Raw genomic sequence first — 16,754 nt, 5'->3', positions numbered from 1 at the left:
GGTGCTTTACATATATATTTAAGCTACAGCAGCAGGTTATCCTCTTCTCGCTCCACGCCCACCACGTTTTGACTCGGTGTTACGCTTTAAGGAAGATAGACGATCTTCACTGTCCTTCAAAAAGCGATTCATTTTTTGTTCAAAGCTTTCAGTTTTGTTGTGATTACGTTGGTCGTTTCTGTTATTATTACGTGGACCATTGTGTCGCGGACGTTGTGGTTGTTGAGTTTCTTTTGCTTTTTTTATGGACAAACCAATCTTTCCATCTTTCTCAACATTAATTACCTTGACCTCTACCTGGTCTCCAACCTTTAAATGCTCATTAATATCTTTTACATAATTGTCCGCAACTTCACTAATATGGACAAGACCAGTTGAGCCCTCTGGCAGCTCTACAAACGCTCCGAAATTCGTAATTCCTGTTACCTTCCCTTGAACCTTGCTGCCTACTTCAATTGACATAAAAAAAATGCTCCTCCTTAAATTTGAACAAAATCATTTTACTATATTATACATAATATAAAATTCAAGTGTCAATAAGACTAAGACCCATCCCCAACTTTAAAAATGATTTCGCCTTCCTTAGATAGAAAATAATCCCTGCGTATAATTTTTTCAATATACTCATCACTGTTAAGTTTTACGACTTCCTCTTCAAGAAGTACCTGCTCATCTTTTAGCGAAGTGAGCTGTTCCTGTAGTTTTTCCTTTTCGCTTACCTTCTCATCCATCGTCTTATGTTGTGACACAACCATTGATACAAGACCATAAGTAATGATTGCAGCTAAAATTGAAAAAGCAATCAGTCTTCTGACTAGGCCTTTTCGCTTAACTTGGAGAGCTTGTTCTTGCTCTTTATATTTTTCCATATAGGTTGATTGTAATTGTGTTACATTTTTCTTTCCAACTGCACTCATTGTAGAGAATGCCTCCTATTGTTTCCTTATCTTCTTCCACCATTTTATCAATATAGGTTTGATATTCTCTACTTTTTTCAAAAATCCTGCACACTTTTGAAAAATCTTTTCTACATTTTTCGTAAAGGTGGATGGTAACAACCTCCAAATCATGATTCCAATCCATTTTATTGGGGCAAAACAAATTTTAAGTATCATCCAACAGATTTTTAGAAGAATTCTCCCAATAACCAATAGCACATTCAAGATTCCTAAAAGAATCACAATCAAAAGCTGATACAGCATTTTAATTGGTCGAACGATGAGGAGTTCACCTGTTCGAAGTAAAAATTCATAGATACGGATAATTGCTTGAATCATATGTTCTAGTGCTCTAACATAAATGGTCTTGAATAAGCTCTGATAAGCAGCAAATCCACATAGTATGGCGATAAACACATAGAACCGTAATTCACCCTCATTTACCAATAAAAGCGTATAAAAGAACAACAGGCCTTGTACAATCCAAAAAAGGATATCATTGATAAAAACAAAGAAGTACTTTCGTCTCGAACGCTTTAAAAAACGTTGATATGTGTCAAGAGAAGCTCCTAGCCAACCCCCCATGCAAATCATTGCAAGTAATGTATAAAACTGGGTTGAGAGGGTCATCTAAATAACTTGCTAAAGAACCCTTTAGCCTTCTCCGTCGAATGGTCGTCCAAATAGCTGATGTCATAAACTCTTCCCTTGATCGATACAACGCCTTTTTCCACATCTAGGTTTTTCATTTGTAAGTTTTGGCCACGAATTGCTAGGAAACCCATAACAGTTTCAAGTAAAAACTCTTCATTGTCAAAGCTTTCTACTTGTTTAACCCCTGTTATGTCAAGAAGCTTTCTACTTCTCATGATTACATCATGCTCATGTACGGTTCCTTTATTGGATGTCGTTCCATCATAGTATTGGTTCATATTTTTTCCCCCACATTCATACTTGAATGGTCAAAGTAACCCCATTCTTTTAATAGTAAAATGTATGAGAATATGGCGGAGTTTAGAACAAGCCTTCACTGATTATCAAATATTACGCTTCTACTTTTTCCTCTTTCACGATGGAATATAACTTGTTTGCATCTTCTTTTTTCGTTGCATCTTGGAGATCTTCAATCTTCACTGTTACTATTTTCTGACCAAATCGAATTGTTAACTCATCACCTATTTTTACATTACTGCTCGCCTTTGCAGCAACCCCGTTAATGAGAATTCTCCCTTGGTCTGCAACCTCTTTGGCTAAAGTACGTCTTTTAATTAACCGTGAGACCTTTAAAAATTTATCCAAACGCATGTGTTTATCACCTCTTTCAATCAAATGCAAACTAAAATAAAGTTATAATCCGCTTTGTTTTGCTTTCTCCCAGATTTCATCAAGCTGCTCAAGAGTTTGTTCTTCTATCTTTAACCCTTGCTTTTTTACTTCATCCTCGATAAATTTGAAACGTCTCGCAAACTTTTGATTCGTCATCGCAAGCGCTTCTTCTGGGTCAAACTTGTAAAATCTTGCTATGTTGGCTAAAGCAAATAGGATGTCACCATACTCTTGTATTGCTTCTCTCTTTTGTTTATTCCCCACTGCTTCCTTGTATTCCTGTATTTCCTCAAAAACCTTGTCCCACATTGGTTCGACAGCGTCCCAATCAAATCCTACTTTTGCCGCCTTCTTTTGATACTCAACAGCCTTCATTAAACCAGGTAACCCTTTAGTCACATCATCCAAAATAGATTTCTCTTGAACAGTACCGCCTTTTTCTAATCGTTTGATTTGCTCCCAATTGGTTACAACTTCTTCCGCGGTATCTGCAGTGACTTCTCCAAATACATGAGGATGTCTCCGAATCATTTTTTCAGATATTCCACGAATAACCTCATCGATGGAAAACATTCCTTCATCCTCACCAATTTGGGCATGAAGGAGAATTTGCAGTAGTACATCCCCTAATTCCTCTACTAGATGATCGTCATCCTGACTGTCGATTGCGTCAAGAACCTCATATGCTTCCTCTAACAAATACTTTTTTAAGGATTGATGGGTTTGCTTTTGATCCCATGGGCAGCCACCAGGACCACGCAATGCCGCAATAATTCTTCGAAACGTACGAAAATCATGATAAAGAAGTTCTTCTTCTTTTACAGGAGGAACATAGACGCTTGTAAGATTATTCACTTCAACCCCACGATCCAATTCGTATAGAGGGACTTTCGTGATTTTCTCGTCTTTACTACCTGCTGCGGTAACAATATATACTTCATACTCATCAGGCAATTGTTCCATTAACGTTAGCTTCACATTAGATGCAATGTACCCGTCGTACACCTGACAAATAATAATATGCTGAGAAAGCTGCAGTTCATCCTTTTCAAGGGATAAAGCATCAAGGAATTGAAATCCTTCAATAGGGTCAATTTTTAAAGATGCTAATAATGGGTCTATAAAGCTCTGACCACCCTCAACCTGTACCCGTAGGTTTTCATCTTCGAGCAAAAGCTGCGTTGTTTTTTCTGCAACCATTGGATGACCTGGTACTGCGTAGACAATATCTTTTGTTTTTGCTTCCACTTTTAAGGTCTCAACAATTTCATCATATACTGCCTCAAATTGATCATGCTTTTCATAAATGGCATCAAAAGATTGATAGGTCATTCCTTCGGCTTCTAATTCTTTAATTACAGGATGTTCCTTCGTCCTTAGAAAAAGATGCTCAGTATCTAAAAGTTTACGATAGATGCCCATAGGGAGCTGTGATAGGTCACCCGCACCTAATCCTATAATAGTTATCATACGTTCTTTCCTCCTTTTAGTAACCTAATTAAAAATGTCCCTTTTGACCCTATTGGAATTTCTGAGAGCTCTTCTTCGGAAAAAATGCTCCCTCTTACAATAAAAAATAGATACATAAACCCTCCGATGACAACAGAAGTCAATGCTTCAAAACTTGCAAACATACGACTTTCTCCTGCAATTGGAAATAAGTGATGCAACCCCCTTGAGTAGCCAAAAATGATGAGCCCCATGGCAACCGTTGCCAAAGTGACACGATAGATAAACGTCCAGTTTCCTAGAATCCCACGTAGCTTACTTTTCAAAATAAAAATTTGGAGACCGGTTATCGCCCCAAACGCAATCAAAGTGGCTACAGCTGCCCCAACTGTTTGATATTCAGGAATCAGCAACAAGTTTAAAATCCACTTTATGAGCATTCCAGTAATTACCACAACAGCTGGTAAAATCGGATGCCCTAGTCCTTGTAAAATAGCGGTTATGCTTTGGGATAATGTTGTAAATAAAATTGAAAAACCAATAATCATTAAAACGTTTGTTCCAAGGTCATTTCGAAAAAGCATGATATTTGTAGGCTCTAATACACATGCAAGACCTACAGCTGCGCCAAGTCCTACGACAACACTCAGCCGAAATGTTAAATCGACCTTTTGCCGAATATAAGCCATATCATTTCGTGCTTTAGCACTTGCAATTAATGGAACAAGCGATAAGGCCAGTGATGTTGCCACTACAGTTCCGAGCTGAAGCAAAGGCTGTCCCCTGTCATAGACTCCCTTTACCTGCTTTGCTACTTGTTCCTCTACTCCCCCTGAAAGTAATAACGAGAATACAGTGAAGGAATCGACTAACTGAAAAAGAATAAGTAAGAGTGCACTGATGCAAATCGTCATCCCTTGAGTAAATAGAATTTTAATGATTTCCTTTGTTTTTATCGAGGCATTTTGAAAAATTCGTCTTGGAAAGGATTTTCTCCTTTTCAACAGGAAAAACAATAATACGGAAATGGCTGCAAAGCCACCTGTAATTGAACCAAATATTGCACCCGCTCCTGCTTCATATGCCCCATAGCCATAGTCCAATAAAATAAAGGACATGAGCAAAATGGTGATGACCCGAATCAGTTGTTCTGTTACTTGGGAAATTGCAGTTGGTACCATATTTTTATAGCCTTGGAAATAGCCACGAAATACAGATATAAATGGCAAGAGCAAAAACGAAAATGAAATCACTCTTATCAGGGTTGACAGTTCCTTATCTCCCATCCATCCTGCAATTATTTCAGCACCCCAATACAAAAAACTAAAGATGACAATCCCCATTCCTACTAATGCAAGTAGGGTGATATATAGAATTTTCATTGCAGATGCTTCATCATCTTGTTCCAGTTTTTCAGCCAAAAGTTTTGAAATAATGACTGGAAACCCGTATGTGGAAAAAACAAGAACAATTCCGTAAATCGGATACGCCTGTTGATATATGTAAAAGCCAATATCCCCTGCAATGTTTTGATAGGGGATCCGGTAGCCTGCACTAAGTATCTTGGTAATCAAACCGGCAATGGTAAGGACAAATGCGCCTTCCCAGATACGCTTTGACTGCTCTGCGGATTGGACGTTCATCGCCCATCTCCTTCCTAAACAAATGCGTCTTTTCGTATTTCGACTTCTGCCGAATAAGCTATATAATTTCCAGTGTATTATAACATACTTCACTCATAATAACTTTTATAGGGGAGTGAATTCTTACCTAACGGAAGAAAAGGTAGCTATAATAGCTACCTTTTCCATGTCTAGCTCCAGCGCGCCAAGGCCCTAGGTCATAAGTCAAATCACTCCAGAAATCAGGATTTCCCGCACATGTTCGTCTTATGCTTGTAGGTCTGGTCAAGGCGCATCGCTTTTCTCGATTACTGTTCCATTTGTCGTGCGAGGAACCCCGCTGCAGTTTCTACTGCTTTTTGTTCCACTTCACCAAGTGCTTTTTCTTTTGATAAAATCACAACTGCGCCAATTGGGTCTCCATTTGCAATGATAGGACCAATTGTATATGATGAGATTGTTTCATCAGCGCCCTCTGCAATGGATACTTGACGTTCTTCTGTTTCCAAAATAGACGTTCGATCCTCCATCGATTTCTCAATTAGTTCGCTTATGTTTTTATTTAAGTATTCTTTTTTGGAGCCCCCTGCAACCGCGATAAATGCATCACGGTCACAAATAAGTACTTGATGTCCTAAGCTATCAAAAAGTGCCTCTGCATATTCCTTTGCAAAATCGCTAAGTTCACTAATTGGAGAATACTTCTTTAAAATAACCTCTCCATCACGATCAACAAAAATCTCTAATGGGTCTCCCTCTCTAATACGTAACGTTCTACGGATTTCTTTCGGGATGACTACTCGACCTAAATCATCAATTCGACGAACAATTCCAGTTGCCTTCATTCTTATGCTGCCTCACTTTCATCTGATGATTAAAGAATAGTGGTGATTGATGAGATGTTCAAAATTTGCGGTAAAAATGACACTTCGAAATTTCTTCGTTGGCTTGCTGTTGCGTTGCTCACGTATTTACTGCATACGCTCTGGTACTCAAAGCTGCGCCGCCTCGAACTTCTCGGTCCTTTTCATCCTCATTTTGAACATACACATAATGTACAATTTGTCTAGATTTGAATAAATCACCATTTGTTGTTGAGTTTAGTATCTTACACCAACAAAGTTCTATTCACGATGATTGTGATTTTTCGTTAGAGGTAAAAATAACCATACAACAGAACTATTTGCCCCCACGACTTTGGTTCTATTCCTTAGAACTTTCTATCCACCTTTTATAGTAATCGAGAACTTCTGCCAAATAAATTAGACCGCATTCACATTTTCTTTTTTGACACCTTGTAATCCTTGCACCATATCATGGACAATACCTAACCATTGGTTTACTTCTAGACCTTTTGTTTGGATGACAATTTTTAATTTACTTCCTTCCATTCCAAGACTAATCATTCGTCCGAATGTATTCCCTAACTTAAATATCTTCTCGCCATTAATTTTGCTACTTTCCTCTTCCGATAAAAGAATTGTAACTTCTTGCTTAGCCTGTTTTATGGAGATAACTCCTTCAGCTAAAGCATAAACCTTAATTTTAGCAATCTTGAATAAGTAATTAACCTCTTCCGGATATTCACCAAAACGGTCAATCATTTCCTCTTGTAGCTCTTCTATATCTTCCATAGTTGTAATGCCTCTGAAACGCTTATACATATCAATTTTTTGACGTCCATCTGCTATATAGGCATCCGGAATATATGCATCTACTTCTACATCGATTTCCACATTTACTTGTTTTACAGCTGCCGTATCTCCCATACGTTCTTCGATTGCTTCTTTCAGCATTTGAGAATAAAGGTCAAATCCAACAGAATCAATAAACCCGTGCTGCTGTGCTCCTAAAATATTTCCTGCTCCACGAATCGATAAGTCACGCATTGCAATTTTGAAGCCTGAACCAAGTTCTGTAAATTCCTTAATTGCTTGAAGTCGTTTCTCCGCTACTTCGTTTAGGACCTTATCTTTGCGATAAGTAAAATACGCATACGCTACACGATTAGAGCGCCCTACACGACCTCTTAACTGATAAAGTTGTGAAAGTCCCATGCGGTCAGCATCCTGGACAATCAAGGTATTTACATTCGGAATATCAACACCTGTTTCGATAATAGTTGTTGTAACCAGGACATCGTATTGACCATCAAGGAAATTTAAAATGACTGATTCTAGTTCATTTTCGGACATTTTTCCGTGGGCATACGCAATCCTTGCATCTGGAACAAGCATTGAAATTTCTTCTGCCTTTCTTTCAATGTCCTCAACTCGGTTATATAAAAAGTACACTTGGCCGTCTCTTGCCATTTCTCGTTCAATTGCTTCTCTTATTAGCTCACCGTTATATTCAACAACATAAGTTTGAACCGGAAAACGATTTTCAGGTGGTGTTTCAATAACGGACAAATCGCGAACTCCGAGCATGGACATATGAAGTGTCCGTGGGATAGGAGTTGCTGTCAATGTGAGTACATCTATATTTGCTTTTAATTGCTTAATTTTTTCCTTATGTGTAACACCAAAACGCTGTTCTTCATCAATAATTAAAAGTCCCAAATCTTTATACGTAATATCTTTGGATAGTAGACGATGTGTTCCTACAACCATATCGATAGTACCGGATTTTAACCCTTTCATTACTTCCGTTTGTTGTTTCTTCGAACGGAAACGACTTAATAGTCCTATTGAAATCGGGAATTCTTGGAATCTCTCACGGATTGTCTCATAATGCTGCTGTGCTAAAATCGTAGTTGGAACTAAGATTGCAACCTGTTTTCCGTCCATAATTGCCTTGAATGCAGCACGAATTGCAACCTCCGTCTTCCCGTAACCCACATCCCCACAAAGAAGACGATCCATTGGTCGTTCACGTTCCATATCCTTTTTAATTTCTTGAATAGACCGTAACTGATCCTCTGTTTCCTGATAAGGGAATAAGGCCTCAAACTCTCTTTGCATTTCTCCATCAGGAGAGAATGCAAATCCCTTACTCGCCTCACGTTCAGCGTATAGCTTAATTAAATCATCTGCGATATCTTGAACGGATGATTCAACTTTCTTCTTGACACGTTTCCAGTCTGTTCCACCTAATTTGTAAATTTTCGGTTCTTTACCTTCTGACCCCACATACTTTTGCACCTGTTCAATTTGGTCTACAGGTACATAAAGCTTATCATCGCCCTGATAGCGAATATGCAAATAATCCTTATGAATTCCATTGATTTCTAATGTTTCAATTCCTAAGTACTTCCCGATTCCATGATTCACGTGAACAACATGATCGCCAACCTGTAACTCGGAGTAACTTTTAATTCGCTCTGCATTCGAAAGCTTTTGCTTTCGTTTTGTTTTTTGCATTTTTTTCTTAAAAAGCTCTTCCTCTGTTATCACCGCAATACGTTGTAATGGCAGTTCAAAGCCATCCTGTAGATCACCAAGCATGATTTGCGCTTTTCCTAGCAAAATATCTCCGTCACTCTTACTAGCAAATGCATTGATCTCATAGTCCGACAAGACCTGTTCCAGTTTTTTTACACGTTCTTCATTTGAACCGAGAAAAATGACAGAGTAATTTCCTTTTTGCCATCGTTCAAGCTCTGCTTTTAGAACATGCATTTGGCCGTGAAAATTTTGCATCTGTTTGCACGACATATTTAAAATATTCTGTGGGCTTGTATGTGGTACATGCCGTAAGAATAAGGAAAGGTAGATTAACGGATAACGCGTTCTTTGAAGGAGCTTTGCGAACTGATGAGACAAGGTAATATTATGGATAATCTCACCTTGAGATAGCAGACTTGTAACCCATTCAGCTTCTTCCTTATCAAGACTCTCTGCCATCTCCTGAACTCTACTAATTTCATCTAATAGAACGAGTCCATTATCAGGCAAATAGTCTAGTAAACTAGCAGGCTGGTCATAAACAAGGGATAGATATTTAAACATTTGCTGTATACTTTGCCCGCTTTTTAATTGTTCAAGTTCATAAGAAATGTTCTCTAAAAGCAATTCTTTTGCTTTTTCATCCTTAACCTTTTTTAGGCTTTTGGCTAAGCCTTCCTCTAATTTACTAGCACCTTTTTCAAAATGTGTTGGCGTTAATAAAATTTCAGTCGCAGGTCCAACTACAATTGAGTTGATTTTTCCTTGTGATCGTTGGTCCTCTAGTGAGAAGGTACGTATAGAATCGACTTCTGTATCAAACAATTCAATCCGTACTGGATTTTCCACTGTTAAGGGGTAAATATCGAGAATCCCCCCTCGTAGACTATATTCTCCAGGCGCTGATACCATCGACACTCGTTCATAGCCCATCCCAACTAGTTTTTCTAATGTACTTGACACTTCAATATCATGTCCAACCGTGAACGTAAGTTGGCTTTCGTTCCATAGTTTCTTTGGTGGCAGAATTCTCTTTAATCCCGCAATAGGAGCTACAATGACACCCTTTGATTGGTGACTCCAATAATTAAGCGCTTCTAATCGTTGCCCTTTTAACTCTGGGCTTGCAATTCCTATTTCTGAAGCAATTAATTCATTCACTGGATAAAGGAATACCTCGTCTTCTTCTAAAAGCCCATTTAAATCCTCATATATTTTCTGTGCCTGGTACAAATTATGAGTAACGACTAATATGGGTCTTTTGGTTTGTCTATATAGAGCTGCCGCAAATACAGTGCGAGCTGAGCCGGATAAACCTGCAACTAACTGTTCACGTAAGCCTTCATCTATTCCATTTATAATTGATTTTAATTCATCATTGTTTCCCACATACTGTTGTAGTCCGTAAAGCAACTCAGGTTACCCCCTCTCTAAGTACTTGGCAACAAATTCAGTTGCGTTCATACCTATTCAATGTTGTCCTAGTCTAATTGATTTCCTATATCTCATAAAAATAGATTTATATCTATTTTACATAAATAGAAAAATGCTTTGGTTGTACAGGCCAAAGCTTTTTTTCTTATTGAATAAATGATTCAAATTGATGATAATCAGGATTTCGTTGCAATGCCTCCTGACAATCCTCACATATTGTCTTCACATGAATATCGCCGTTTGATTGATAGGAAATCATCTCTTGTCTTTCTTCATCTGTTAATTGATGAAATCCTAGACTTTCACTATGTAGAGACAAGTTATCAATGCTACCAACTTTCACACCACAATGACGACAATGGTAGTGTAGTGACATAAGAATCCTCCTCATGATTACGTTCCAACGTTTACACTTTCTAGTATAAACCGCGAGGAGATTCTTTATTCACAGCCACCTTAATCAATATGCGCGTTCGCGCAGTTGCGCCCAGTTTTTTGACCCACAGATTGTTGCGCATTTTAGTCTTTAATCTTCCTGCTCGATAAATCACCTTAGAAATATCGTGGCTTCCGCCGGAGACTATATCTTTATGCAGAGGGACTGAGCTCCGACTGATTATAGCTAATCATATTACATTACTTTGCATTAAATTCGTTCATTACCTGTAAAAATGGTGCTGATACCCATTTTTCTGCCGCTACAGCTGAGTTTTGAACTGCACTTTTTATATCCTGTACCTCTTCTGCTTGAAAACGCCCAAGAACATAGTCTGCTATTTTCATGCCATTTGTCGGGCGACTGATTCCAATTCGAATACGCTTAAATTCTTGAGTGCCCAAATGGTGAATAATTGATTTCATTCCGTTATGCCCACCTGCACTTCCTTTTTCACGAAGCCTAATTTTTCCTACAGGTAAATCAAGTTCGTCATATACAACAAGGATATCTTCTACTAGAATATCATAATAATCCATGAGGGGCCTGATACTTTCTCCCGATAAATTCATATATGTAAGTGGTTTTAAAAGTAGAACTTTCTCCCCATTCACGATACCCTGTCCATATACTCCGTTAAACTTTGCTTTGTCCAAAGGGATATGTAATTGCTCAGAAAGCTCATCAATCACTTTAAACCCGACATTATGTCTTGTTTCTTCATACTGCCTACCTGGATTCCCTAACCCAACTATTAACTTCATTTTACTTCCCCCATTTACGAATAAACAATAGTGCAACGCATACTTTGCGCTAGATGTGGCAAAAGGACGTAACCATTTTGGTTACGTCCAACCTATTAGTCTTCGTCCGTTCATTCAGCAGATTCATTTGTTTCTCTGCCTTCCAGGTTTTCAGGCTCACCAGGCTCTTGTTCTTCACCTGTACTAATCTCTTCTTCCTGTCGTGGTGCAAGAACAGATGCCACAACCTGTGAAGTATCCTGGTTAATTGTATATTTGCCCTTTGTATCTATATCTTCCAACTTGATTGTCTCTCCAACCTGTAACTGTGAGACATCAACATCAATTACCTGTGGAATTTCAGACGGAAGAGCAGAGATGGATATCTGATGGATAGACTGTTGTAGTACTCCTCCATCCTTCACACCAGCTGCTTCCCCAACTAAATTTATTGTTACGTCGACTGTAACTTCTGAAGACATATTTACAATCTGAAAATCCGCATGAATTATTTCACTTTTAATTGGATCTGTTTGAATTTCATGCAGCATAACTGAATGCTCATTATTATCTAAAGCTAGCTTAATAATCCCATTTCTACCGGTGGTTCGAATTGTTTTTAAGAAGTCTGCACTATTCACGTAAATAGGCTTACTTTGATTCGGACCATTTAAGACTGCAGGAATATTTCCCGCTTGTCTAATTTTCGTTAATGTTGAATGTTTATCCTTTACTCGTTCTGTCGCTTCTAAAACTGCAGACATGATATACACCATCCTTGGAAGATTTAGTCATATTACTAAAATTCCCCTAAAGATGGTGAAGTAAACCTTATTTTTAAAAAGATAGTGTCTACGTTGTCTAGCTCCAGGCGCCATCGGCTCGAGGTCATAAGTCACTCGCTTTTGAAGGTAAAAAGCACCTTCTGTCAGCGCTCGCCTTATGCTTGTTGCCGATAGACGGGCGCCTTGCGCTTTTCTTATTAATCAAAGAGCGTGCTGACAGATTGTTGCTCGTGAACACGGATAATGGCTTCACCGATAAGTGGAGCTACAGAAAGTTCTTTGATTTTATCAATCTTTTTTTCTTCTGGTAAAAGAATGGTATTGGTTACAACTAGTTCTTTGATTTTTGAATTTTGAATACGTTCGATTGCCGGACCTGATAACACAGGGTGTGTACAGCACGCATATACCTCAGAAGCGCCATTTTCAACAAGAGCATTTGCAGCTAATGTAATGGTTCCTGCTGTGTCAATGATGTCATCAATGAGAATCGCAGTTTTTCCTTCGATATTACCAACAATGTTCATAACCTCAGCCACATTTGGTCTCGGACGACGTTTATCAATAATTGCGATTGGAGCCTTTAAACGATCCGCCATTTTACGTGTACGTGTAACCCCACCATGGTCTGGAGATACAATGACAATATCTTCAAGATTTTTACTTTTGAAATAATCGGATAAAATCGGAACACCCATTAGGTGGTCAATTAAGATATCAAAAAAGCCCTGAATTTGCGGTGCATGAAGATCTAATGTAATAACGCGGTCCGCTCCAGCTGTTTCCAGCAGATTCGCAATAAGCTTTGCAGTGATTGGCTCACGTGCACGTGCTTTGCGGTCCTGTCTTGCATACCCATAATAGGGCATTACAATATTTATGGTCTTTGCCGAAGCACGTCTTAGTGCATCAATCATGATTAATACTTCCATGATATGCTCATTTACTGGTGCACTCGTTGATTGTATAACGAAAACGTCACATCCACGAATACTTTCTTCAATGTTAATTTGAATTTCTCCATCGCTAAAACGTGTTACAGAGCATTTCCCAAGCTCTACACCTACGGACTTTGCAATTTCTTCTGCCAAAGGCGCATTCGAATTTAACGAAAATACCTTTAAACTTGAGTCACGGTATTCATTAGGCATGATCTTACCCAACCTCCATTAGGAATTTTTCTTTTGATTCAGACGTTCTACATAATCCTCTTTATTTACTTGACGCGCCCTAGCAATGGCAAGAGCGTTGCCTGGTACTTCGCTAGTAATCGTTGAGCCTGCTGCAACATATGCTCCTTTTCCAACTGTAACTGGAGCCACTAAATTTGAATTGCACCCAATAAATGCATTGTCTTCAATTTTTGTTAAAAATTTATTTTTTCCATCATAGTTTACGGTAATAGATCCACATCCGATGTTTACATTTGTTCCGACCTCTGCATCCCCAATATAACTTAAGTGAGATGCTTTACTTCCTTCTCCGAAAACGGCCTTCTTCAACTCTACAAAGTTTCCAACCTTCACCTTATCACTAATTTGTGAAGCAGGACGGATATGAGCAAATGGGCCGATTGCTACATCGTTTCCAATACTACTATCATGTGCAACTGAATGGCGGATTACTGTTCTCTCGCCAATTTTACAGTCCTTGATTTCTGAATTTGGACCAATCTCACATTCAGCACCAATTTCAACATCACCAATGAGCACTGTTCCAGGGTGTAAAACAGTGTCCGAACCGATTTTGGCATCTGGTGAAATATACGTATTATCAGGATCAATAATTGTAACACCATTCATCATGTGCTGTTTATTAATTCTTTGTTTCATTAATTTTTCTGCCTGTGATAATGCATAACGATCATTTACCCCAAGAGTTTCATCAAAAGACGCAGTCTGGAATGCTGATACAATTTCACCTTTATTTTTCAAGATTTCAATTACGTCAGGAAGGTAGTACTCCCCTTGAACATTATCATTTGATACATTTGAAAGTGCCTCAAATAATGCTTCGTTATCAAAGCAATATGTACCCGTATTAATTTCGGTAATGGTACGTTCTTCTTCTGTTGCATCTTTATGTTCGACTATACGTTCAACATGTCCTTGCCCATTGCGAACAATTCTTCCGTACCCTGTTGGATCCGCAGCCACAGCCGTTAGGATGGTTGCTTTTGCCCCAGCACGTTCATGTTGTTCTAATAAGGCTGCCATTGTTTCTGATGTGATAAGTGGAGTATCACCACAAACAACCAAAGTTACTCCCTTTTCGTTTGCTAAGTGGTTAGCTGCCTGCATAACGGCATGCGCTGTCCCTAACTGTTCTTCTTGAAGGGCGTATTGACTTCTATCTCCAATTTGTGCTTTTACTTTTTCCGCTCCATGTCCAACTATTGTCACAAGCTTCTGTAGGGATAGACTTGAAAGTTGATCCACTACATGCTGAACCATTGGTTTTCCACATACAGGGTGTAGAACCTTATAAAGCTTTGATTTCATACGTGTTCCTTGCCCTGCAGCTAAAATCACGCCATATCGATTTGTCATGTTTAGGCCTCCATATAATTCGCCTCGACGAAATTGCGCCCGGTTTTTTTCATGCTTGTTCAAAAAAATCTTCTTTAAAAACCTGTGGCATCGCCTGAAGCTTTGACTTTTTCAATCGAGTTTTCAAGCACGATTAAGTTAAAGTTAAACCTTAATATCCACTCTGAATATATCTTAAAAATTGACCATTTTCAAGAAAACTAGTGAAAGTACACGATTTTTTTGGTTGGAAAATTTTTTTGGGGAAAATTTTGAGGATAGAAAAGAGTGCTTGGCTTGCGACTAATTAGGTAAATTTTAGAGCTACTGAAATGAATAATAAGAAAAAGAGCCTATTAGGATGTAGGCTCTTTGATGCTATAAATGTTTATTTTAAGATGCTCCCGCTTCTTCAAACTCAACCTCTACTTCACCTAAACGGTGATACTCAGCTAGTACTGCATCTTGGATTTTCCCACGCGTACTTGAGTTAATTGGATGAGCGATGTCACGAAACTCACCATCTGGAGTACGTTTGCTTGGCATTGCAACAAATAAACCATTGTTGCCATCAATTACACGAATGTCATGAACAACAAATTCATGATCTAACGTAATCGATGCAATCGCTCTCATTCTACCTTCAGTATTAACGCGGCGTAATCTAACGTCTGTAACTTCCATTCTGTTCACCACCTTTTTTACTATATAAAAACTTAGTAGTTATTCATATTCAACGGAAAATCGTAAACTCCTGCTAAATATTAAATAATTTTTTAAAAAGATTCATACTTTTTTGTGAATGAACAGAATAGTCGTGAAATTCCCTCTTATTTTACTAACGCGATTACCTCAATCTCAACCAAAACGTCTTTAGGAAGTCTTGCAACTTCTACAGTTGAGCGTGCAGGCTTGTGTCCTGCAAAAAATTCCCCATAGATTTCATTTAACTCTGCAAAATCATCCATGTTTTTAATAAATACAGTTGCTTTAACAACCGTATCTAATGATGCACCAGCTTCAGTCAAAACAGCTTGAAGGTTTTTAAAGACCTGTTCAGTCTGTTCTTTAATTCCTCCGCTTACTAATTCACCAGTCGGTGTTAATGGAATTTGTCCTGAACTAAAAAACATATTGTTTACAACGATACCTTGTGAATATGGACCAATTGCTGCTGGCGCTTGATTTGTTTGAACTTGTTTCATTCTGTTTCCCCCATCTCATCTTCAAATTTAACTTGCTTTAGGTACGATTCATAATTACCTACAGTCACTTTAATTTGTTTTTCTTTCACGTCAACATCTGTAAGCTTTACTAAGGATATGTATTCATCTACAAGTCGTTCTTCTACCCCTTCGGATTCAACTAGGACACCAATCCCTTTTACATTTGCATTAAATTCTTCAAGGATACTAACCATTCCCTTAACCGTTCCGCCCGCTTTCATAAAATCATCGATGATTAGGACATTGGAACCTTCCTTCAAACTTCTTTTTGCTAATACCATCGTCTGAATCCGCTTTGTCGACCCGGAGACATAATTAATACTTACAGTAGAGCCTTCAGTAACCCGATTGCCATGCCTTACAATTACTACTGGTACATCAAGATAAGAAGCTACCGCGTATGCCAACGGGATTCCTTTTGTTGCTACGGTCATGACAACATCAATATCGTAATTTGAATAAATAGAAGCAAAAATTTTCCCGATTTTATTTACAATTCTCGGATCTCCAAGTATATCGGTTAAATATAAATATCCACCTGGAAGAAGCCTATCTGGGTTTGCTATTACCTCACAAAGTTCCTCGACAACTTCACTAGCTTCTTCTTCCCCCACCATCGGAATAAATTTCACACCCCCAGCAGCTCCTGCCACTGTCATTAATGTTCCGATTCCCTGCTGTTCAAAGGTTTGCTTAATAATGCCCAAATCCTCGCTAATTGAGGATTTAGCAGAATCATATTTTTCAGCAAAATAGGAAAGAGATACAAGGTGCTGTGGGTGTAAAAGCAAGTGATTTGTCATATCAACCAGTCTACTACTCCGTCTAAATTTCATGACTTGCCTCCAAAACCGAATATTTTATAGTTAATATACCACCAA

At 38.4% G+C, this 16,754-nt stretch carries 17 protein-coding genes; all 17 read right to left on the bottom strand.

Annotation, left to right across the window (positions count from 1 at the left end; translation table 11 throughout):
* Positions 1-36: 36 nt before the first annotated feature.
* The 17 genes from BTHG_RS23340 to purR all read right to left on the bottom strand — a co-directional run bounded on the left by BTHG_RS23340 (position 37) and on the right by purR (position 16,709).
* On the bottom strand, positions 37-462 hold the full coding sequence (locus BTHG_RS23340; RefSeq protein WP_010285406.1) for a S1 domain-containing RNA-binding protein: 426 nt from the start codon (positions 460-462) through the stop codon (positions 37-39).
* A gap of 80 nt (positions 463-542) precedes the next feature.
* Entirely contained in the window at positions 543-917 is a 375-nt protein-coding gene (locus tag BTHG_RS23335) for an FtsB family cell division protein (RefSeq protein ID WP_010285404.1), read from the bottom strand.
* Positions 918-932: 15 nt separating this feature from the next.
* Positions 933-1,568, bottom strand: coding sequence for a spore cortex biosynthesis protein YabQ (yabQ, locus tag BTHG_RS23330; protein ID WP_010285402.1), 636 nt, complete (start codon positions 1,566-1,568; stop codon positions 933-935).
* Positions 1,565-1,870 carry a sporulation protein YabP gene (gene yabP, locus BTHG_RS23325; protein ID WP_010285400.1) on the bottom strand — a complete coding sequence of 102 codons (306 nt, stop codon included), beginning with the start codon at positions 1,868-1,870 and terminating at the stop codon, positions 1,565-1,567. Before yabP ends, yabQ begins: the two co-directional genes overlap by 4 nt.
* A gap of 112 nt (positions 1,871-1,982) precedes the next feature.
* Entirely contained in the window at positions 1,983-2,243 is a 261-nt protein-coding gene (locus BTHG_RS23320; RefSeq protein ID WP_010285398.1) for an RNA-binding S4 domain-containing protein, read from the bottom strand.
* Positions 2,244-2,285: 42 nt separating this feature from the next.
* The gene (gene yabN, locus BTHG_RS23315) at positions 2,286-3,734 is read right to left on the bottom strand and encodes a bifunctional methyltransferase/pyrophosphohydrolase YabN (protein ID WP_010285397.1); all 1,449 of its coding nucleotides are present in this window, start codon (positions 3,732-3,734) and stop codon (positions 2,286-2,288) included.
* The gene (locus BTHG_RS23310) at positions 3,731-5,356 is read right to left on the bottom strand and encodes a putative polysaccharide biosynthesis protein (protein ID WP_010285396.1); all 1,626 of its coding nucleotides are present in this window, start codon (positions 5,354-5,356) and stop codon (positions 3,731-3,733) included. Before BTHG_RS23310 ends, yabN begins: the two co-directional genes overlap by 4 nt.
* A gap of 287 nt (positions 5,357-5,643) precedes the next feature.
* Complete coding sequence (gene spoVT / locus BTHG_RS23305; protein WP_010285395.1) at positions 5,644-6,180, bottom strand: stage V sporulation protein T; 537 nt, start codon at positions 6,178-6,180, stop codon at positions 5,644-5,646.
* Positions 6,181-6,597: 417 nt separating this feature from the next.
* Complete coding sequence (mfd, locus tag BTHG_RS23300; RefSeq protein ID WP_010285394.1) at positions 6,598-10,134, bottom strand: transcription-repair coupling factor; 3,537 nt, start codon at positions 10,132-10,134, stop codon at positions 6,598-6,600.
* A gap of 166 nt (positions 10,135-10,300) precedes the next feature.
* Complete coding sequence (locus BTHG_RS23295; RefSeq protein WP_010285392.1) at positions 10,301-10,531, bottom strand: anti-sigma-F factor Fin family protein; 231 nt, start codon at positions 10,529-10,531, stop codon at positions 10,301-10,303.
* Positions 10,532-10,791: 260 nt separating this feature from the next.
* Complete coding sequence (gene pth / locus BTHG_RS23290; protein WP_010285390.1) at positions 10,792-11,355, bottom strand: aminoacyl-tRNA hydrolase; 564 nt, start codon at positions 11,353-11,355, stop codon at positions 10,792-10,794.
* Between the two features lie 110 nt (positions 11,356-11,465).
* Positions 11,466-12,098, bottom strand: coding sequence for a 50S ribosomal protein L25/general stress protein Ctc (locus BTHG_RS23285; RefSeq protein WP_010285387.1), 633 nt, complete (start codon positions 12,096-12,098; stop codon positions 11,466-11,468).
* Between the two features lie 218 nt (positions 12,099-12,316).
* Positions 12,317-13,270, bottom strand: coding sequence for a ribose-phosphate diphosphokinase (locus BTHG_RS23280; RefSeq protein ID WP_010285386.1), 954 nt, complete (start codon positions 13,268-13,270; stop codon positions 12,317-12,319).
* 18 nt (positions 13,271-13,288) lie between these two features.
* Entirely contained in the window at positions 13,289-14,668 is a 1,380-nt protein-coding gene (gene glmU, locus BTHG_RS23275) for a bifunctional UDP-N-acetylglucosamine diphosphorylase/glucosamine-1-phosphate N-acetyltransferase GlmU (protein ID WP_010285382.1), read from the bottom strand.
* Between the two features lie 372 nt (positions 14,669-15,040).
* On the bottom strand, positions 15,041-15,331 hold the full coding sequence (gene spoVG, locus BTHG_RS23270; RefSeq protein ID WP_010285377.1) for a septation regulator SpoVG: 291 nt from the start codon (positions 15,329-15,331) through the stop codon (positions 15,041-15,043).
* A 146-nt stretch (positions 15,332-15,477) separates the two neighbouring features.
* Complete coding sequence (locus BTHG_RS23265) at positions 15,478-15,852, bottom strand: RidA family protein (RefSeq protein ID WP_010285375.1); 375 nt, start codon at positions 15,850-15,852, stop codon at positions 15,478-15,480.
* Positions 15,849-16,709 carry a pur operon repressor gene (purR, locus tag BTHG_RS25640; protein WP_010285372.1) on the bottom strand — a complete coding sequence of 287 codons (861 nt, stop codon included), beginning with the start codon at positions 16,707-16,709 and terminating at the stop codon, positions 15,849-15,851. The genes BTHG_RS23265 and purR overlap by 4 nt, the downstream gene beginning before the upstream one ends.
* Between the last annotated feature and the right edge of the window lie 45 nt (positions 16,710-16,754).

The sequence above is a fragment of the Bacillus timonensis genome (assembly GCF_000285535.1).
GTDB classification, from domain to species: Bacteria; Bacillota; Bacilli; order Bacillales; family Bacillaceae_L; genus Ferdinandcohnia; species Ferdinandcohnia timonensis.
Note: the sequence above shows the minus strand (reverse complement) of the source record. Positions and strands in the feature narration are given on the sequence as shown.